We start from the raw sequence: 17,342 nt of genomic DNA, 5'->3' as shown, positions 1-17,342 counted from the left end.
CGAACATGAGTTTCACCTTTCGCGAAACACTGCAGCGCAGCGCGGCGCCCGTCACCGTCGATCACGACAAGTGCATCGCCGACAAGGGGTGCACGGTGTGCATCGACGTCTGCCCGCTCGATCTGCTGGCGATCGACCCGGACACCGGCAAGGCCTACATGAAGTTCGACGAATGCTGGTACTGCATGCCATGTGCCAAGGACTGTCCGACCGGTGCCGTGCGGGTCGAGATTCCGTATCTGTTGCGCTGAATCGCGCCTGTCGGTGCCTGCCGGACTGCCCGGTCATCCCTTTTGATTCGAGATTGCAGGAGAACACGATAATGAAACTGAAGAACTTGCTGGTCGGCGTGGCCTTTGCGCTTGGCAGCCAGCTGGCTGCATCAGCCGAAACCATTCGCGTCGCCATAGGCACCCAGGACACCACCATCAATTGCGCCACCGGCGGTCTGCTGGTGCGCGAATTGGGTTTGCTTGAAAAGTACCTGCCGCGCGACGGCAAGTACAAGGACGTGAAGTACGAGGTCGAGTGGAAGAACTTCACCTCGGGGGCACCGCTGACCAATGAGATGGTGGCCGACAAGCTCGACTTCGGTGCCATGGCCGACTTCCCCGGTTCGCTGAATGGCGCAGCCCACCTGAAGGCAGGCAAGAAGAGCCTTTTCCTGTCCGTGTTGTCGGGCAGCACCATAGGCAGCGGCAACGGCATCGTCGTGCCGAGCGGCTCGTCGGTGCAGTCGATCGCCGAACTGAAGGGCAAGCAGATTTCGGTGCCGTTTGCGTCGACCGCCCACGGTCTGCTGCTGCGCGCGCTGAACGCCCAGGGCTGGGATCTGGAGCGCGACGTCACCATCACCACTCAGGCACCGGAAGTGGCCGGCAGCGCGCTGCAGGCAAACAAGATCGATGCGCATGCCGACTTCGTGCCCTTCGCCGACCTGTTTCCGTACCGTGGCTTCGCGCGCAAGATATTCGACGGCGCGCAGTCAAACGCGCCGACCTTTCACGGCACGCTGGTCAATGGCGACTTCGCGAAGAAGTATCCGGAAATCGTCGTCGCCTACCTGCGCGCCGCCATAGAAGCCGACCGCCTGTTTGCGGCCGAGCCGGAAAAGTACAGCGAGCTGATCGCCAAGGTGACCGGCATCGAAGCCGAGGTGAATTACCTGTTCCACGGTCCGCTCGGCCTGCAGACGCGCGACTTCACATGGAAGCCCGAGTATCGCCAGGCGGTCGCCACCTCGATCGACACGCTGCGCCTGCTCAAGCGCCATGATTCGGACCTGACCGCCGACGCGTTCATCGACGATCAGTTCGTGCGCGCCGCCTTCAAGGCGTCCGGACTCGACTACGAAGCGCGACTCAAGAATTACGACAAGGTGGCGTTGAACGCCAAGGACGCGCTGACCGGCAAGGCGATCGAAGATCCGAAGCGCGTGGCGCAGGTATGGGTGGTCGGCGAGCCGCTGGTTCGTCATTACGCCACGCCGGAGAACGCCTTTGCCGACGTGAGGAAGATCGAATCGGCGGGCGGCAAGATCCGCGTTGTGTTCGCCCACGACCGCAATCTCGGCATCAAGCTGCTGGCCAACCAGGCCTGGTTTGTCACCGACGCCAAGGGCCAGATCAATGCCTTCCTGCTGAAGGATGCTGCGACCACCTTCGCCCAGTCCAACAAGGGCCGCGTGCTGGATTACGCGGCGGTACGCACGCAATCAGCGCCCGTTGCGCTGGCGCCGTAAGGGAGACGCAATGGCCAGCCCTGAATCGGCGACGCTGGGCGAGGTGCTGGCGTCGGCGGGGCGTACCCCGCCGAATGCCGGATCGCGCCTGTTCAGGGTGACACCACGCGCCCTGGTGTCGGCGGCCTGCGCGGCTGCTTCGCTGTTGACCTGTCTGCTGTTGTGGCACTGGGTGTCGACCACCCGTGCGCACTTCGGCTTCATCACCTTTTCCAACGTGCCGCCGCCGGCCGAAGTCCTGGCAGCGGCCATCGAACTGCTGTCCTCGCCCAAACTCGGTCAGCACGTGGGCCACAGCCTGAGTCGCATCGCATTCGGATTCACCGCAGCGGCTCTGGTCGGCGTTGCCCTAGGCCTGCTGATCGGACGCTTCCGCCTGGCGGCACGTCTGCTGCTGCCGCCGCTCGAGGTCCTGCGACCCATCCCCGCAGTTGCCTGGATACCGCTCGCCATCCTGATGTTTCCATCGTCTGAAATGTCGATGATCTACATCAATTTCACCGGCGCACTGTTCCCCATCCTGCTCAACACCATTCATGGTGTCGAGGCGGTGGATCCGCGGCTGATTGCCTCGGCGCGCAGCCTCGGCACGCGGCGCTGGCGACTGTTCATCGAGGTCATCCTTCCAGCGGCGGCGCCTGGCATCTTCACCGGTCTGTCCATCGGCATGGGGACCTGCTGGTTTTGCCTGGTGTCGGCGGAAATGATTTCCGGTCAGTTCGGCATCGGCTACTACACCTGGGAGTCCTACACCGTGCAGAACTATGCCGGCATTGTCGTCGGCATGCTGTTCATCGGTGCCTTCGGCATGGGCAGCAGTGCACTGGTCCGCTGGATAGGTGCAAGCGTGACCCCCTGGTACCGCCTTCAGGAAAAGCAGTCATGAGCCGCATCATGCCGATGCGCGGGCGCGTCGAGGTGACGGGTGTGGACATCCACTTCGGTCGCGGTGATGCACGATTCAAGGCGGTCAGCGAGGTGTCATTCTCGGTACCTGCCGGACAGTTTCTTTGCCTGCTGGGGCCCTCTGGTTGCGGCAAGTCGACCGTACTCGGGGCTCTGGCCGGACACATCCGGCCAAGTGCCGGAAGCCTCACGCTTGACGCTCAGCCCATCGAGGGACCGGCGCCCGAGCGCGGGCTGGTGTTCCAGCATCACACGCTGTTTCCATGGAAATCGGTGATCGACAACGTCGCTTTCGGCCTGAAAATGCAGGGTATCAGCCGCAGTGAACGCACCGCGCGGGCGCGCGAACTGATCGAGCTGGTCGGCCTGAAAGGCTTCGAGCGCCACTACCCTGTGCAGTTGTCAGGCGGCATGCAGCAGCGCGTTGAGATCGCACGTGTGCTGATCAACCAGCCGCGTGTGCTGCTGATGGACGAGCCGTTCGGTGCGCTCGATGCGCAGACTCGCCAGCTGATGCAGCAGTTGCTGCTCGACGTGTGGGCGCGCGTCGGCACCACCATTGTGTTCGTCACGCACGACATCGACGAAGCATTGTTCCTGGGCGATCGAATACTGGTGATGGGCGCCCGCCCCGGTCGTTTGATCGATGACATTCCCGTGCGCTTCGCCCGGCCGCGCGACCGCACCCTCACCACGACCGTCTCTTTCAATGCGCTGAAGCGCCACTGCCAGGATCTGTTGCATCCCGATCACGCGGGCGCAGCGCGGCCGCGGTTGTCCCCGCTCGACACGGACGCCGATTTTTCGGTTGCGCATTTCGCCATCTGAAGCTTCCTTCGATACCTCTGACGGTTCCTTTTCTCATGCCCCTGACGACCCCGCTGCCGCTTGACTCCGTAACCGATCTGTTTGCCGAGCCCGGGCTGGCTGAACCTGTTTCGCGCCTCGACAGTGATGATCCTGCCGTACGCAGGGTCGCCGTGATTGCGCTGGCTGATCTCGAAGCCGACGCTGCATTGCCCTGGCTGATCCGCACGCTTGCGCAGGACCCGGCCGCCGATGTGCGGCGCGAGGCGGCGCTGCGGCTGGCGGGTTGGGACGATGACGCCGTGGTGCGGCAGTTGGCGCAGGCTTTGACCGACAACGAGGCGGCGGTGCGCGAGGCGGCGGCGCTCTCGCTGACCGAACTCCGCGATCCGGCTGCCGCCTTGCCGCTGCTTGAATGGACGGAGCACGCCGAGGCATCGGCACGCGCCGGTGCCTTGCGAGCGCTGCGCGAGCTGCGCCTGCCTGCGGCCTTCGAGCCGGCGCTGCGGGCGCTTGCGGACGCGGACGCCACGGTACGTCGCGAGGCGGTCGGCGTACTGGGCTGGCTCAAGCATGCCGACGCATTGCCGGCGCTGGCGCGTCTGGCATGTGGTGATCCGGACGCCGCCGTGCGCCGTGCTGCCACCGGCGCGCTCGGCGTGCCTGGTGCGGCGAATGTCATTCCGGCGTTGCTGGCCGCACTGCGCGATGAGGCCTGGCAGGTGCGCGAGGAGGCCGCGGTCACGTTGGGCAAGCTGCGTTCCGCCGAGGCCGTCGTGGCACTGGTGGACGCGCTGTCCGACGCCTACTGGCAGGTCCGACTGCAGGCGGTGCGTGCGCTCGGCCGGCTGAAGGCACTTGCCGCGCTCGACGCGCTGCTCGTGTTGATCGGTCACGCAGTGGTGAACCTGCGCAAGGAGGTGGCGCTGGCACTGGGCGAGCTGGGCGACCGCCGGGCGTTGCCGGCGCTTGAAGCCGCAGCCCGGGACGTGGATCCGGAAGTGCGCAAGGCGGTACAGATCGCGCTGCGGCAGATCGCTGCGGCGCCGGATTGAGCCGGTCCGTCACGCAGCCTGCGTGACGGACCATGGGCGCTCAGTGTTCGTGATCGGCGTGCCGATGTCCGGCCAGCGCCCGCTCCTCGTGATCGTGACCGACCGTAGCGAAGGAACGGTAATCACGCCAGTCAGCGTCGTCCGGCGTCACCGGCGCAGCATGGCCGCCGTGCGCGACGGCGCGGGGCTGGGTGCCGAGCTCCAGCGTCACGCCCAGACCTGCATACAGGTAGTTCTTGCCCCACGCCTCGATGAAGGCACGGAAGGTCGGTTCGCCCGTGCAATGGCCCGGCGCGACATACGCCACCTGGTAGGTATCGCGCAGCGTGCTGACGATCTTCGCGATGTCTTCATCCTTCGCGGTCACCAGATGAAACCCGCCGGCAATCAACTGGATGCGCGGATTGATGGCGCGTGCCGCTTCGGCAATCTTGTCGACGCCCGGATGCGAGCAGCCGACGATGACCACCACGCCCTCAGGTGTGTCGATCGCGAGGGACAGCTCACGCAGTTCCAGTGTGCCGGTCTTGTCCGATACCAGCGCGATCAGGTGGATGCCCGGCGCGATTTCGGTGGTCTTTTCGATGAGTTCGAAATTTGCGCCGTGCCAGGCGCTGCCGAACTTCAGCGTTTCTGCGGGTTGGCCGTCGAAGTAGCGCTGTTCGGCCGGCAGGCCCGCGTCCTTTCGGTAGAAGGATGACGGCAGCGAGAAACCGTACACGCCGAAGTTCTCCTTCGGGGCATACACCTTTACGCCCGGGTTCAGCTTCAGGATTTCTGTCAGGCCGGCCATGTGGTCGCCGTGACGGTGCGACAGCACGACAAAGTCCAGCTTTGCCAGATCGACACCCTTGGCCTTCGCATTCTTCAGCAGGATGTCCGGATTGTCGCCCGTGTCGAACAGGATGCGTTTGCCGCGGTACTCGACCAGGGCGGCATAGCCCCAGTCCTTGGTCAGGCCGGAGGCCTTGCCGAATGCGTCGTACAGCACCGTGATGCGTGCATCGCCGGTTGCCGCCTGTGCAACGGTGAAGCCACACAGTGCAAGCATCAGGATGAGCGTTCTGAAACAGTGTTTGAGCATGGTGAAACAGGTCTCCTGGCAAGGGTGATAGAAGCGGAAAATGAGGGGGCGTGATCGCACGCCCGGTCGACTCAGGCGGCGAAGCGCGCCAGCGCGCTGCGGATCTGGCTGCGGCTGCGCGCAGCGAACACGATGGGCAGTCCGTTCTGACTGGCCAGTCGGCGCACTCGCGCGGCCATGCCGTGATTGACATGGTCGATCACCAGAACGATGCCCTTCAGGCCCTGCGGCAGTGGTTGGTGATGGTCGCCGGAGCGGCGCCCGCTCCAGTGGTGCAGGCGTTCGATGCCGGCTTCGCGCGCCGATTCTTCGAACTGGTTCAGATGATCTCCACCGACGACAAGTATCGACATGACATGCCCCGAAAAATTGTGATGAGTCCGAGGCTAAGGGCAGGCACCGGCAGGACAAACCGATTTGTTCTGCTGTGCTTTGTGCAGTGCGTGATAAGCCCTGTTTCGCGTGTCTTGTGCACAGTGCGCACGTAAAAAGGCCCGGTCTGAACCGGGCCTTTGTGACGACGCGGGCGCGTGACGCGGCTACTTCGGCTGCGGCGTCAGTCTCAGATAGGGGCGCACCGCCTTGTAGCCGGCCGGGAAGCGGCGTGCGATCTCATCCGGGTCCTGCAGCGATGGCACGATGACCACGTCGTCGCCGTGCTTCCAGTTGCCCGGTGTCGCCACCGAATGCTTGTCGGTGAGCTGCAATGAGTCGATGACACGCAGTACTTCGTCGAAGTTGCGCCCGGTGCTGGCCGGATAGGTGATGATGAGCCGCACCTTCTTGTTCGGATCGATGACGAACAGCGAACGCACGGTCAGCGTGGCGTTGGCATTCGGATGGATCATGTCGTACAGCTCGCTCACCTTGCGGTCGCCGTCGGCGATGATCGGAAAGTTGACGGTCGTGTTCTGCGTGTCGTTGATGTCGGCGATCCAGCGCGTATGTGACTCCACCGGATCAACCGACAGTGCGATGGCCTTGACGCCGCGCTTGTCGAATTCGTCCTTGAGCTTGGCAGTCAGGCCCAGTTCGGTGGTGCAGACCGGCGTGAAGTCGGCCGGGTGAGAAAACAGCACAGCCCAGCTTGAGCCCAGCCATTCGTGGAACCGAATGGTGCCGGCGCTGGATGCCTGTTCGAAATCGGGGGCGATGTCGCCCAGTCGGATGGTCATGGTGTATCTCCTTGGCGTTTGATTACAGGGTGGCGCGGGATTGCCGTCGCAGCTTGGCCAGCCAGCCATGTCGGCGCTTGTCCGGTGCCTGACGCTCCATCATGCTCCCGAGTGGCAGATTGCCCTGCGCGTTCTGCAGCAATCGGAACACGCGCAGGCACTGCGGCCACGGACCTTGAAGCGTGTCTGGATTGCCGCCACCCATGGTACTGGCGAGCACCAGTCGGCTACCCCAGCGCTCGGCCCACTGACTGGCGGTGGTCAGGCGCATCCATGGATCGTCGGCGCGCGCCACCACGAGGCTGGTGAACGCCAGCGGCGACTGCGGCAGCAAACTCGAAATCGACGGATAACGCAGACGACTGTCGTCCGCGCTGACGCGCAGGCCATCGGCGCTGAACAGTTCCGGGTCGGCTGGCGCGACCAGCAGTGCACCGGCGACCCGGTCGGTTCGGTCGGCGGCCGCCATCACGCTGGCCAGGCAGCCGAAGCCGTGCGCAACGATCCAGATCGGGCCACTGCTGCGGTCGATCGCCTGCTTCACCCGCCCGGCCCAGCGGGCCAGCACCGGATCGTCCCATTCGTCGTGATCGATGCGCGTGGCACCGGGTACCTCGTGTTCGAACCAGGTCAGCCAGTGCCCGGCATCGGCCCCGTGCAGTCCGGGCACCACCAGTATGTGCGTCACCTGCGTCTCCGAGCGCCGCGCTCAGCCGCTGATGCGGGCGATGGACACTTCGGTCGATTTGACCAGCGCCACCACCTCGACGCCCGGCTTCAGGCCAAGCTCGTCGACCGAACGGGTTGTGATGACCGAGGTGACGATGCCCGCCGGGGTATCCACATCGACCTCGCTGACCACGTCGCCTCGCACGATTTCCTTGATCTTGCCGCGGAACTGGTTGCGGACATTGATTGCTGTGATTGCCATGATGTTTGATGCCTTTCAGATTGCCCACGAAATGCCGGGGAAGTTGGATGAAGAATCTGTTGTGGAGGGGCCGGTTTCGGCGTGCGCCGGTGCGCTCAGCACACGCGACAGAATGCGCGCTTCGTAGGCCGAAAAGCCGTTGCTCGCGCGCTCGCGCGGTCGCGCCAGACGCACGTCGACATCGAGCGCGATTTCGCCGTCCTCGATCAGCAACACGCGGTCGGCCAGCGCGACGGCTTCCTGTACATCGTGCGTCACCAGAATGGCGGTGAAGCCCTGTTCCAGCCACAGCGATTCGATCAGTTGCTGCATTTCGATGCGGGTCAGCGCGTCGAGCGCACCGAGCGGTTCGTCGAGCAGCAGCAGGCGCGGCGAATGAACCAGTGCGCGCGCCAGCGCAATGCGCTGGCGCTGGCCGCCGGAGAGCTGTGAAGGCCAATCCGTGCCACGATCGCCGAGGCCGACGCGTTCCAGCACGTCCTGGGCGCGGGTGCGCCAGGCAGGGGCCAGGCCCAGCGCAACGTTGTCGATCACGCGCTTCCAGGGCAGCAGGCGTGCATCCTGGAACATGATGCGCAGATCATCGCGTCGCCCCTCGATCTGCTGGGTGCCTGCCGACGCGACGTCAAGTCCGGCGAGCAGCCGCAGCAGGGTGCTCTTGCCGCAGCCGCTGCGACCCACGATGGCAACGAATTCACCGGGCCGGATGTCCAGATCGATGCTGCGCAGCACACGTCGCTCGCCGAATGACTTGTCCAGCCCGCGCAGCCGCACGCCCGCACCGTTCGAGGAGTGGTTGGCCGCCGCGCTGACCTGTTCGGTCTCTTCAGGGTGGTAGTACATGTTCATGCCTCAGCGTGCCTGGTAGTTCGGATGCCAGGACAACCAGGAGCGCTCGAGCCCCCGTGCCAGCAGGTCGGCCAGCTTGCCCAGCAGGGCGTAGAGCAGGATGCCGACCAGCACCACGTCGGTCATCAGGAATTCGCGCGCATTCATCGTCATGTAGCCAATGCCTTCCTGCGCGGATATGGTTTCGGCGACGATCAGCGACACCCACATCAGCCCGAGCGAAAAGCGCACGCCGACCAGGATGGACGGCAGCGCGCCCGGAAGGATGACCTCGCGATAGAGCTGCCAGCCGCGCAGGCCGTAGGCCTGACCCATCTCGATCAGACCCGGATCGACGGTGCGGATGCCGTGAAAGGTGTTGATATAGACCGGTAAGAACACGCCGAGCGATACGAGGAAGAGCTTGGCGGTCTCGTCGATGCCGAACCACAGGATGATCAGCGGAATCAGGGCCAGTGCCGGAATGTTGCGGATCATCTGCACCGTGGTGTCGAGCAGGGTTTCCGCCCGACGCAGCGACCCGGTCAGCAGGCCGAGCGACAGGCCGAGGCCGCCGCCGATGGCGAAGCCGATCAGGGCGCGTCGCGCGCTGACCAGGGTGTGCTGCAGCAGCTCGCCACTGATTGCCAGCGCCCAGGCTGCCTGCACCACGGCCAGCGGTGCTGGCAGCACGCGGGTGGACAGCCAGCCCGCCTGCGCGGATACCTGCCACACGATGATCAGCACGATCGGCAGGCTCCAGGGCAGCAGGCGCTGCCTCAGGCGGGATCCGGTTTCGGGAGAGAGGAAGCTCATGGTCGGAGTCAGGTGTAGATGGACGGCTCGGGCACGCGATCGTCGAGTACCCAGCGGCCGATGTCCTGCAGCTTGTAGTCGAGGTTGTCGTGCAAGGTGTGCACACGCACGTTGCGCCAGTAGCGGTCGTGGCCATAGCGGGCGGCCGTGGCGCGCGCGCCCATCAACTCGAAGATGCGCGAGGTGATGTCGAGTGCAGCACGACCGGCGGCGATCTTTGCCTGCCAGATCAGCAGTGCGACCTCGCCGCGGTCGCGTGCCGTCAGCGCGTCGCCCTTGTCCCACGCGCGCTGCAGTGCGTGCTCGGCCTGCACGGCGAGTGCCAGTGCGCCCTGGTACTGTATCCACAGGTCGCCGAAGCGGATCTGGCCGTAAGGGTCGTCGGCGGCACGCGCCACGCCACTGGAGAACCAGGGCCGGGCCTCTTCATGCACATAGCGCCAGGCCGCGCCCAGCGCGCCCTGCGTGTTGCCGAGGTAGATTTCGGTCAGGATCAGCTGCGACACCAGCGTGCGCAGCGTCGCGCGCGGCGTGCCGCGTGTGCCCGGTGGACCGAGGATTTCGTCGGCAGCCACACGCACCTTGCTGAAGGTGACGCTGCCGCTGTCGGTCTGGCGCTGGCCGAGATTGTCCCAGTCGTCATGCACGGTAATGCCGGCGCGGTCGGTCGGAATGCTGAGGAAAACCCGGTCGGCCGGATCGCCACCGCGCGGCGCGGTCACGTTCAGCCGGTCGGAACCGGTTGCGCCGGAACAGAAAGACTTCACGCCATCGAGCACGAAGTGATCGCCTTCGGGCGTCAAGGTGATGCGGGTATCCAGGCCGTTGGTGGCATTGCCCCAGAACCAGCTTTCGCTCACCGTGCGGCTCAGCAGATCGGCCTGCTGCACCGGGTTGGCGAACAGGCAAACGCTGGCGACCTGCAGATGCTGGAACCCGAACAGGTGGGCGAGCGAGCTGTCGACGCGTGCGAAGCGACGGATGATGGCGTAGATGTCGGGCCAGGGCAGTCCGGCACCGCCAAAGGTGGCGGGCACCGCGAGCGTCAGCAGCCCGCTGTCGCGCAGCACCTGTCTTTCGGCCCAGGCGGTGCCACCGTCCTTGTCGCGCTGCACGGCCGTGGCATCGAGTCGGGCGGCAGCGTGTTCGACCGCCTCGGTGTGGCGGCCGAAGTCCTCCCGGAACAGGTGATTGACGGTGTAACTGACCGGATTGCCGGAAGCGGCCGGTGCGATGGCGTGTGCGGAGTGCGGGGCGTTCATGGCAGGCGGCTCAAAGGGCGGGCTTCCAGATCGGCACGGCGACCGCATTCACCTTGCGCGGCAGCAGCCCTTCGCGGGTGAAGGTGTCGGCGATCGCCTGCTGTTCCTGCAGGCGTTCCGGCTGAACCAGACGGACGTCATAGCTGCGACGTCCGTTGGCCTGTTCGACGGTTGCTTCGTCCAGACCCCAGACCGGCGCCAGCAGCGACGCGGCGTCCTTTGGGGTCTGCTTCACCCATTTGCCGGTCTCGCTCAGCGCGTCGTGAATCACCTTGATCACGTCCGAGCGCGATTGTGCGAACGGCGTCGCCGCGAGGTAATAGCGCTGGTACTGCGCCAGATCGGTGCCATCGGCCAGTACGCGTGCCCCGGCCTGTCGCTGCACGGCAGACAGGAACGGATCCCACACCACCCACGCGTCGATGCTGTCACGCTCGAAAGCAGCGCGTCCGTCGGCGGGGGCGAGGTAGGCAGGTGTGATGTCCTTGAAAGTCAGTCCGGCCTTCTCCAGCGCGGCGATCAGCAGGTAGTGCACACCGGCAGCCTTGGCGAAGCCGATACGTTTGCCCTTCAGGTCGGCGACAGTCCGGATCGGTGAATCCGCCTTCACGACAATGGCCTGTGCGGTCGGCGACGGCGCTTCCTGGGCGATATAGGTGAGATTGGCGCCAGCGGCCAGCGCAAACACCGGAACCGTATCGGCCACGTCGGCGGATACGTCGATGCTGCCAACATTGAGCGCTTCGAGCAGCGGCAGCCCGCTGGCGAATTCGTGCCAGCTCACTTTCACGCCCAGGGGTGCCAGACGGCTTTCCAGCGTGCCGCGGGTTTTCAGGATGGTGATCAGCGTGGATGATTTCTGGTAGCCGATCCGCACGGTGGTGGGCTTGTCCTGCGACCAGGCCGGGCCGAAGGCGGCGGCGGGCAGCAGGGCGGCAAGCGTCTTCAGCGTGGTGCGGCGCAGCGGTGAATGGCGTGACATATGCGAGCTTCCTTGTATGGGGTGGCAGGCGCGCGTCAGAGGACGTGCGCACCTTCGAGGACTTCGAGAATCGTGTTGCGGGTGTTCGTCATGGCGGACGAGCGACGGTTGCGCGGCCGCGCGTCATGCACGGCCACCTCCTGGATGACATGGCCTTCGCCCATGACCAGCACGCGGTCGGACAACCAGGCCGCTTCATCCACGTCATGCGTCACGAGCAGGATGCTGGTGCCGTGTTCGCGGGCCACCGACAGCAACAACTCCTGCAGGCGGATGCGGGTGAAGGCATCCACGGCACTGAAGGGCTCGTCCAGCAGCAGCAATCGCGGCTGGTTGAACAGCCCGCGCGCGATGGCCACCCGCTGGGCCATGCCGCCCGAAAGCGACTTGGGCAGCGCATCGGCGACCTCGGACAGTCCCACCTCCGCGAGCAGCGCATGCACCCGCGGGTCACGCGCCCGCTCGGGATCGGCATCGAAGCCGACGTTCTGCGCCACGGTGAGCCAGGGCAGCAGGCGTGGCTCCTGGAAGATGAAGCCGATATCGCGACTGACACCGTGCTGTGGCACGCCGTCGAGCAGCACGTGACCGTCGTGATCGCGGTCGAGGCCGGCCACGATGCGCAACAGCGTGCTCTTGCCGCAGCCGCTGGCGCCCACCAGGCTGACGATTTCACCCGGCCACAGTGCGGCCGAAAAGTTGTCCAGCACGCGCCGGTTGGCGAAGCGCTTCTGGCCGATATGGACTTCGAGCAAGGCAGACATGTCGGCAGCCTCAGACCAGGCGGGTTTCGAGTGAGTCGCGCCACGTCAGCGCGCGTTGCTCGAGCGCCTTGAGCACGCTGTCAGACAGCTTGCCGAGCACCGCCAACAGCAGGATGGCAGCCAGCACGATGTCGGGTCGCGACGTTTCTCGACCGTCGGTGAGCAGGTAGCCCAGACCGCGGGTGGCGGCGATCAGTTCGGCTGCAACCAGGAACATCCACGCCAGGCTGAGACCGACGCGCAGACCTGTGTACAAACTCGGCAACGCGGCCGGCAGCAGGATGCGGCGCACCAGTGCGACCTGGCCCAGACGGTAAATCTCGCCCAGTTCGACCAGCTTGCGATCGACGTTGCGCAGCCCGGACAGCAGGTTGAGATACACCGGGAAAAAGGCGCCGATGGCGATCAGGGTGATCTTCGGCGTTTCGTCGATGCCCAGCCACAGCAGCAGCAGCGGCACCCAGGCGAGGCTGGGCACGGCGCGCAAACCCTGGAAAGTCGGATCAAGCAGCGCCTCGGCGCGCCGGTCCAGCCCGACCACCACCGCTGCGATGACGGCCAGTGAAGCGCCGATGGCAAAGCCGCCGAGTACGCGAGCGACGCTGACGCCGATGTGGCCGGCCAGTCCGCTGCCGAGATCGAACAGTGTGCGCACGATTTCGGTCGGTGCCGGAAACAGGTGCGCTGCCAGTACGCCACTGCGCACCAGTACTTCGAACAGGATGACGGTCAGCACCGGCAGCAGCCAGCCCAATGCCGGATGAGGGTGCCCGCGCCGGACTGGAGAGGCCGCCAGCGGCGCGGGCGGCACCGCCGCCTGCAGGGAGGAGGAGCGTGCGACGGTGTTCATGGCTTCAGTCCTTCGCCGCGAGCACGGCCGAGGTGAAGGTGGGCTCGATCAGTTCCGTCACCACCTTCGACACGTCGGTGCCCTTGCGCACCAGTTCTTCAGCCACCAGGATGGGTGCGGCGGCGCGCAGCGCATCGTGGTGTTCGCGACCGATGCGCGGGTTGGAGAAGTCCGTGCGCTTGAGCTGCGCCTGGGCAACAACCAGGTTCAGCTTCGCTTCCTCGGCAAGAATCTTTGCCGCTTCATCCGGGTTCGCGATGACCCAGCGGCGGGCGCGCTCGTACGCAGCAATGACGGTACGCACCTGTTCCGGATAGTTTCGGGCGAACTTTTCGGATACGTTCAGAAAGCCGTAGGTGTTGAAGTTCACATTGCGGTAAATCAGCTTCGTACCTGCCTCGAGTTCGCTGGCAGCGAGGTGCGGGTCAAGACCGGCCCAGGCGTCGACGCGCTTCTGTTCGAGCGCAACGCGGCCGTCAGCGTGCTGCAGGTGCACGATTTCCACATCATTGCGAGACAGACCGGCCTCGTTCAGCGAACGCAGCAGGAACAGGAAGGGGTCGGTTCCCTTGGTGGCGGCAATGCGCTTGCCCTTCAGTTCGGCGACCGATGTGATCGGTGAATCCTTCGGTACCGCAAGTGCGGTCCACTCAGGCCGCGAATAGACATACACCGACCGGATCGGGTTGCCATTGGCGCGGCTGAGCACGGCGGCCAGTCCGGCGGTACTGCCAAAGTCGATCGAGCCGCTGTTCAGGAACTCGAGTGCACGATTGCTGCCCTGGCTGAGTGTCCATTTCACTTCGATGCCGGACGATTTGACCGCTTCTTCCAGCCAGCCGAAGCGCTTGAGCACGAGGCTGGTCGGTGAGTAGTAGGCGTAGTCGAGGCGGATCTGGTTGGGTGTGTCGGCCGCGTGGACCAGACCGGGCAATGCGGCGGCCAGCAGGCTGCCGAGCAACGCGCGGCGCAGAATCGAGAAACCGGTGCGGATCATGTTCATTCCTTCTGTCGGGGGTCGGTCCGGATACGTCGGACGCACGGCAGTGCCGTGACAGAAGCGATGGTAGGGAGCGCCGCGCAGCCGGAGAACCAAGAAAAACTGCGCTGGATAGTCACCTCGTGCTGCACTGCATTTCGAAACGAGAGATAAGCGATGACGGCATTTCTGCCCTGCACATGGCAAAAAAAAGCCGCAGCGCATGTGCGCTGCGGCAAGTCCCCGTCATCAAACCCGATCAGCTTGCAGCGACGCGCGGCACGTAATGATTGGCAACGATTTCGCCGAACGGGCCAGACAGGCTGAATCCCGGCAAGCCCTGTTGCTGCGCGCGCGGAAGATGCGGAAACACGCGTTCCGCAAAGCTGTAGGCCTCCTCAAGATGCGGATAGCCCGACAGAATGAAGGTGTCTATGCCCAGTTCGGCATACTCCTTCATGCGTTCGGCAATCGTCGGGCCGTCACCGACCAGTGCGGTACCGGCGCCGCCACGAACCAGGCCGACGCCGGCCCACAGATTGGGGCTGACTTCGAGCCGGTCGCGCCGTCCGCCGTGCAGGGCCGCCATGCGGCGCTGCCCTTCGGAATCCATCTGGGCGAACTTCTTCTGCGCGGCTTCGATGGTTGCGTCATCGAGGTGCCGGATCAGATCATCGGCGGCGCGCCAGGCCTCGTCGTTGGTGTCGCGCGCGATCACGTGCAGGCGGATGCCGAAGCGCAGGGTGCGACCATGGCGTGCGGCGCGCTCGCGCATGTCGCGGATCTTTTCGCCGACAGCTGCGGGCGGCTCGCCCCAGGTCAGATAGACGTCGACCTGTTCCGCCGCCAGTTCGTGTGCCCTTGGCGAGGAGCCGCCGAACCACAGCGGTGGATACGGCCTTTGCACCGTCGGGTAAAGCTGCTTGCCACCTTTGACGGTCAGGTGCTTGCCGTTGAAATCGATTGAACCACCCTGATGCGCTTCTGAAAGGATGCCGCGCCAGATGCGCAGGAATTCATCGGTGATTTCATAGCGTTCATCGTGCGAATAGAACAGGCCGTCGCCATCCAGTTCGGTCGGGTCGCCACCGGTGACGACGTTGATCAAAAGCCGGCCACCGGACAGCCGATCGAAGGTGGCGGCCATGCGGGCCGAGACAGACGGTGCGGTGAGGCCGGGGCGCACGGCGACCAGGAACTTCAGCCTTTGCGTGAAGCCGATCAGCGCCGACGCAGTGACCCATGCGTCCTCGCAGGAACGGCCGGTCGGCAGCAGTACGCCTTCGTAGCCGAGCGTATCGGCAGCGATTGCGACCTGCTTCATGTAGTCCAGGCTGACCTGGCGGCCGCCCTCGGCGGTGCCCAGGTAGCGGCTGTCGCCGTGGGTCGGGATGAACCAGAAAACATTCATGACGTGTCCTTCAGTGCGTGACCGGCGCCGGCGCCGGTGCACATCGATGCGTGTGGTGGTCACCCGATGTGCGGGGACTGACCGGGCGGGTCAGATGCTGCAACGGACCTGATCGAACGGAACCGGGTCGGCGGGGGTGTCCGCGGGCGGTCGCCGTTCATGCAGTGCGCGATACTCATACACCAGGCGGTCGCAGGCGCGGGTCAGGCGATCGATGATGTCGTCGGACAGCACATAGCCTCCGCTGTCGGTTCTGGCCAACGTGGCATCGGTGGCATGCACGCCCGGCAGCACCAGTGACGGCGACATCGACTGCAGTACGGGACGCAATGCGTAATCAAGCACCAGGGCGTGGTTCGGGCTGCCTGCGGTGGCCAGGGGCAGCACCACCTTGCCGTCCAGCGCGTCCTGCGGCAGCAGATCCAGGAAGGCCTTCAGCAATCCGCTGTAGGCGGCCTTGTAGACCGGCGTTGCGATCACGATCGCCGTGGCGCCGCGTACCCGCTCGCTGGCGATGCGGATATGCGGGTCGGCGAAGCGTGCGTGCAGCAGTGCCTGCGCCGGCAGATCGGTCAGTTTCAGGCGGCTGTTGTCGATGCCGCGGCGACCGATTTCGTTCGCCACGAACCCCAGCAGAGCCGCCGAGCGGGAGGGCTCGACGGGACTGCCCTGGATGAACAGAATGGACATGAATGCGGATTACTTGACGGTGATCTGGTCAAACACGCCGCCGTCGGAGAAGTGCTCCTTTTGCGCCTTGTCCCAGCCGCCAAACACGTCGTCGATGTTGAACAGCGACACCTTGGCGTACTGGCCTGAATACTTTGCTGCAACGGTCGGGTCGATCGGCCGGTAGTAGTGCTTGCCGGCAAGGTCCTGGCCTTCCGGGCTGTACAGGTATTCCAGGTAGGCGGTTGCCACGGCACGGGTGCCGCGCTTGTCGACCACCTTGTCAACAACGCTGACCGGCGGTTCGGCGAGGATGGAAATCGACGGCGTGACCAGATCGAACTTCTCCGGGCCCAGTTCCTTCACGGCCAGATAGGCTTCGTTCTCCCACGAAATGAACACGTCGCCGATGCCGCGCTCGGCAAAGGTGGTCAGCGAACCGCGGGCACCGGAGTCGAGCACTTTCACGTTGGCGAACAGCTTCCTGACGAATTCCTTTGCGGTGGCATCCGAACCGCCCGGCTGCTTCAGTGCGTAACCCCACGCCGCGAGGTAGTTCCAGCGTGCGCCGCCCGAGGTCTTCGGGTTCGGCGTCACCACCTCTACGCCCGGCTTGGTCAGGTCGTTCCAGTCCTTGATGCCCTTGGGGTTGCCCTTGCGCACCAGGAACACGATGGTCGAGGTGTAGGGCGAGGCGTTGTGCTTGAGGCGCTTCTGCCAGTCGGCCGGAATCAGCTTGCCCTTTTCGTGCAGCGCACCCACGTCATAGGCGAGTGCCAGCGTGACCACATCGGCTTCCAGACCGTCGATGACAGCGCGGGCCTGCTTGCCCGATCCGCCGTGTGACTGCTTGACGGTGACGGTGTCGCCGGTCTTCGCCTTCCAGTGCTTCGCGAAGGCGGCGTTGTATTCCTGATACAGCTCGCGCGTCGGATCGTAGGACACGTTGAGCAGCGTGATGTCGGCCGCGATGGCCGAGGTGGCGAGCGTGCTGCCGAGCAGCAGGCTGGCGGCGATGTTCCTCAGGGTGTGACGCATTTTTCTGAACTCCGTGGGGTAGTGACGGAGCGCACTGTAGGCGG

Annotated in this window: 20 protein-coding genes; 5 read left to right on the top strand and 15 right to left on the bottom strand. The window is 64.9% G+C overall.

What is annotated here, in order from left to right; all coding sequences use genetic code 11:
- Nucleotides 1–5: 5 nt before the first annotated feature.
- From ACTIFF_RS03345 to ACTIFF_RS03325, 5 genes are all read left to right on the top strand, one after another.
- Complete coding sequence (locus tag ACTIFF_RS03345; protein ID WP_439535541.1) at nt 6–251, top strand: 4Fe-4S dicluster domain-containing protein; 246 nt, start codon at nt 6–8, stop codon at nt 249–251.
- Between the two features lie 71 nt (nt 252–322).
- Nucleotides 323–1,741, top strand: coding sequence for an ABC transporter substrate-binding protein (locus ACTIFF_RS03340; protein ID WP_439535540.1), 1,419 nt, complete (start codon nt 323–325; stop codon nt 1,739–1,741).
- Nucleotides 1,742–1,751: 10 nt separating this feature from the next.
- Complete coding sequence (locus ACTIFF_RS03335; protein WP_439535539.1) at nt 1,752–2,627, top strand: ABC transporter permease; 876 nt, start codon at nt 1,752–1,754, stop codon at nt 2,625–2,627.
- Nucleotides 2,624–3,475 carry an ABC transporter ATP-binding protein gene (locus ACTIFF_RS03330; protein WP_439535538.1) on the top strand — a complete coding sequence of 284 codons (852 nt, stop codon included), beginning with the start codon at nt 2,624–2,626 and terminating at the stop codon, nt 3,473–3,475. The genes ACTIFF_RS03335 and ACTIFF_RS03330 overlap by 4 nt, the downstream gene beginning before the upstream one ends.
- A gap of 35 nt (nt 3,476–3,510) precedes the next feature.
- Nucleotides 3,511–4,509, top strand: coding sequence for a HEAT repeat domain-containing protein (locus tag ACTIFF_RS03325; protein WP_439535537.1), 999 nt, complete (start codon nt 3,511–3,513; stop codon nt 4,507–4,509).
- Between the two features lie 40 nt (nt 4,510–4,549).
- Here ACTIFF_RS03325 and ACTIFF_RS03320 read toward each other — a convergent pair whose 3' ends face one another.
- From ACTIFF_RS03320 to ACTIFF_RS03250, 15 genes are all read right to left on the bottom strand, one after another.
- A complete protein-coding gene (locus ACTIFF_RS03320) occupies nt 4,550–5,593 on the bottom strand; it encodes an MBL fold metallo-hydrolase (RefSeq protein WP_439535536.1) in 1,044 nt (347 codons plus the stop codon).
- 71 nt (nt 5,594–5,664) lie between these two features.
- Nucleotides 5,665–5,946, bottom strand: coding sequence for a DUF2325 domain-containing protein (locus tag ACTIFF_RS03315; protein ID WP_306477618.1), 282 nt, complete (start codon nt 5,944–5,946; stop codon nt 5,665–5,667).
- Nucleotides 5,947–6,132: 186 nt separating this feature from the next.
- The gene (locus ACTIFF_RS03310) at nt 6,133–6,768 is read right to left on the bottom strand and encodes a peroxiredoxin (protein WP_439535535.1); all 636 of its coding nucleotides are present in this window, start codon (nt 6,766–6,768) and stop codon (nt 6,133–6,135) included.
- Between the two features lie 22 nt (nt 6,769–6,790).
- Nucleotides 6,791–7,456, bottom strand: coding sequence for an RBBP9/YdeN family alpha/beta hydrolase (locus tag ACTIFF_RS03305; protein WP_306477621.1), 666 nt, complete (start codon nt 7,454–7,456; stop codon nt 6,791–6,793).
- A gap of 21 nt (nt 7,457–7,477) precedes the next feature.
- Nucleotides 7,478–7,699, bottom strand: coding sequence for a TOBE domain-containing protein (locus ACTIFF_RS03300; RefSeq protein WP_306477622.1), 222 nt, complete (start codon nt 7,697–7,699; stop codon nt 7,478–7,480).
- A gap of 15 nt (nt 7,700–7,714) precedes the next feature.
- Entirely contained in the window at nt 7,715–8,548 is an 834-nt protein-coding gene (locus tag ACTIFF_RS03295) for an ATP-binding cassette domain-containing protein (protein ID WP_439535534.1), read from the bottom strand.
- A gap of 3 nt (nt 8,549–8,551) precedes the next feature.
- Nucleotides 8,552–9,343, bottom strand: a complete 792-nt coding sequence (gene ssuC / locus ACTIFF_RS03290; RefSeq protein WP_439535533.1) for an aliphatic sulfonate ABC transporter permease SsuC — start codon at nt 9,341–9,343, stop codon at nt 8,552–8,554.
- An 8-nt stretch (nt 9,344–9,351) separates the two neighbouring features.
- On the bottom strand, nt 9,352–10,605 hold the full coding sequence (locus ACTIFF_RS03285) for an acyl-CoA dehydrogenase family protein (protein WP_439535532.1): 1,254 nt from the start codon (nt 10,603–10,605) through the stop codon (nt 9,352–9,354).
- A gap of 10 nt (nt 10,606–10,615) precedes the next feature.
- Nucleotides 10,616–11,587, bottom strand: coding sequence for an aliphatic sulfonate ABC transporter substrate-binding protein (locus ACTIFF_RS03280; protein WP_306477626.1), 972 nt, complete (start codon nt 11,585–11,587; stop codon nt 10,616–10,618).
- A gap of 35 nt (nt 11,588–11,622) precedes the next feature.
- Nucleotides 11,623–12,351 (bottom strand): ABC transporter ATP-binding protein, encoded by a 729-nt coding sequence (locus tag ACTIFF_RS03275; protein ID WP_439535531.1) that lies wholly within the window; start codon nt 12,349–12,351, stop codon nt 11,623–11,625.
- A 10-nt stretch (nt 12,352–12,361) separates the two neighbouring features.
- On the bottom strand, nt 12,362–13,201 hold the full coding sequence (locus ACTIFF_RS03270) for an ABC transporter permease (protein WP_306477628.1): 840 nt from the start codon (nt 13,199–13,201) through the stop codon (nt 12,362–12,364).
- A gap of 4 nt (nt 13,202–13,205) precedes the next feature.
- Nucleotides 13,206–14,198 carry an aliphatic sulfonate ABC transporter substrate-binding protein gene (locus ACTIFF_RS03265; RefSeq protein ID WP_439535530.1) on the bottom strand — a complete coding sequence of 331 codons (993 nt, stop codon included), beginning with the start codon at nt 14,196–14,198 and terminating at the stop codon, nt 13,206–13,208.
- A gap of 241 nt (nt 14,199–14,439) precedes the next feature.
- Nucleotides 14,440–15,591, bottom strand: a complete 1,152-nt coding sequence (gene ssuD, locus ACTIFF_RS03260; protein WP_439535529.1) for an FMNH2-dependent alkanesulfonate monooxygenase — start codon at nt 15,589–15,591, stop codon at nt 14,440–14,442.
- A 90-nt stretch (nt 15,592–15,681) separates the two neighbouring features.
- Nucleotides 15,682–16,281 (bottom strand): NADPH-dependent FMN reductase, encoded by a 600-nt coding sequence (gene ssuE / locus ACTIFF_RS03255; RefSeq protein WP_439535528.1) that lies wholly within the window; start codon nt 16,279–16,281, stop codon nt 15,682–15,684.
- 9 nt (nt 16,282–16,290) lie between these two features.
- Nucleotides 16,291–17,298, bottom strand: a complete 1,008-nt coding sequence (locus tag ACTIFF_RS03250) for a sulfate ABC transporter substrate-binding protein (protein ID WP_439535527.1) — start codon at nt 17,296–17,298, stop codon at nt 16,291–16,293.
- Nucleotides 17,299–17,342: the final 44 nt, after the last annotated feature.

It is taken from the genome of Methyloversatilis sp., from assembly GCF_051861465.1.
Taxonomy (GTDB): Bacteria; Pseudomonadota; Gammaproteobacteria; order Burkholderiales; family Rhodocyclaceae; genus Methyloversatilis.
The sequence above is the reverse complement of the archived record's forward strand: the minus strand, read 5'-3'. Positions and strand labels throughout refer to the sequence as shown.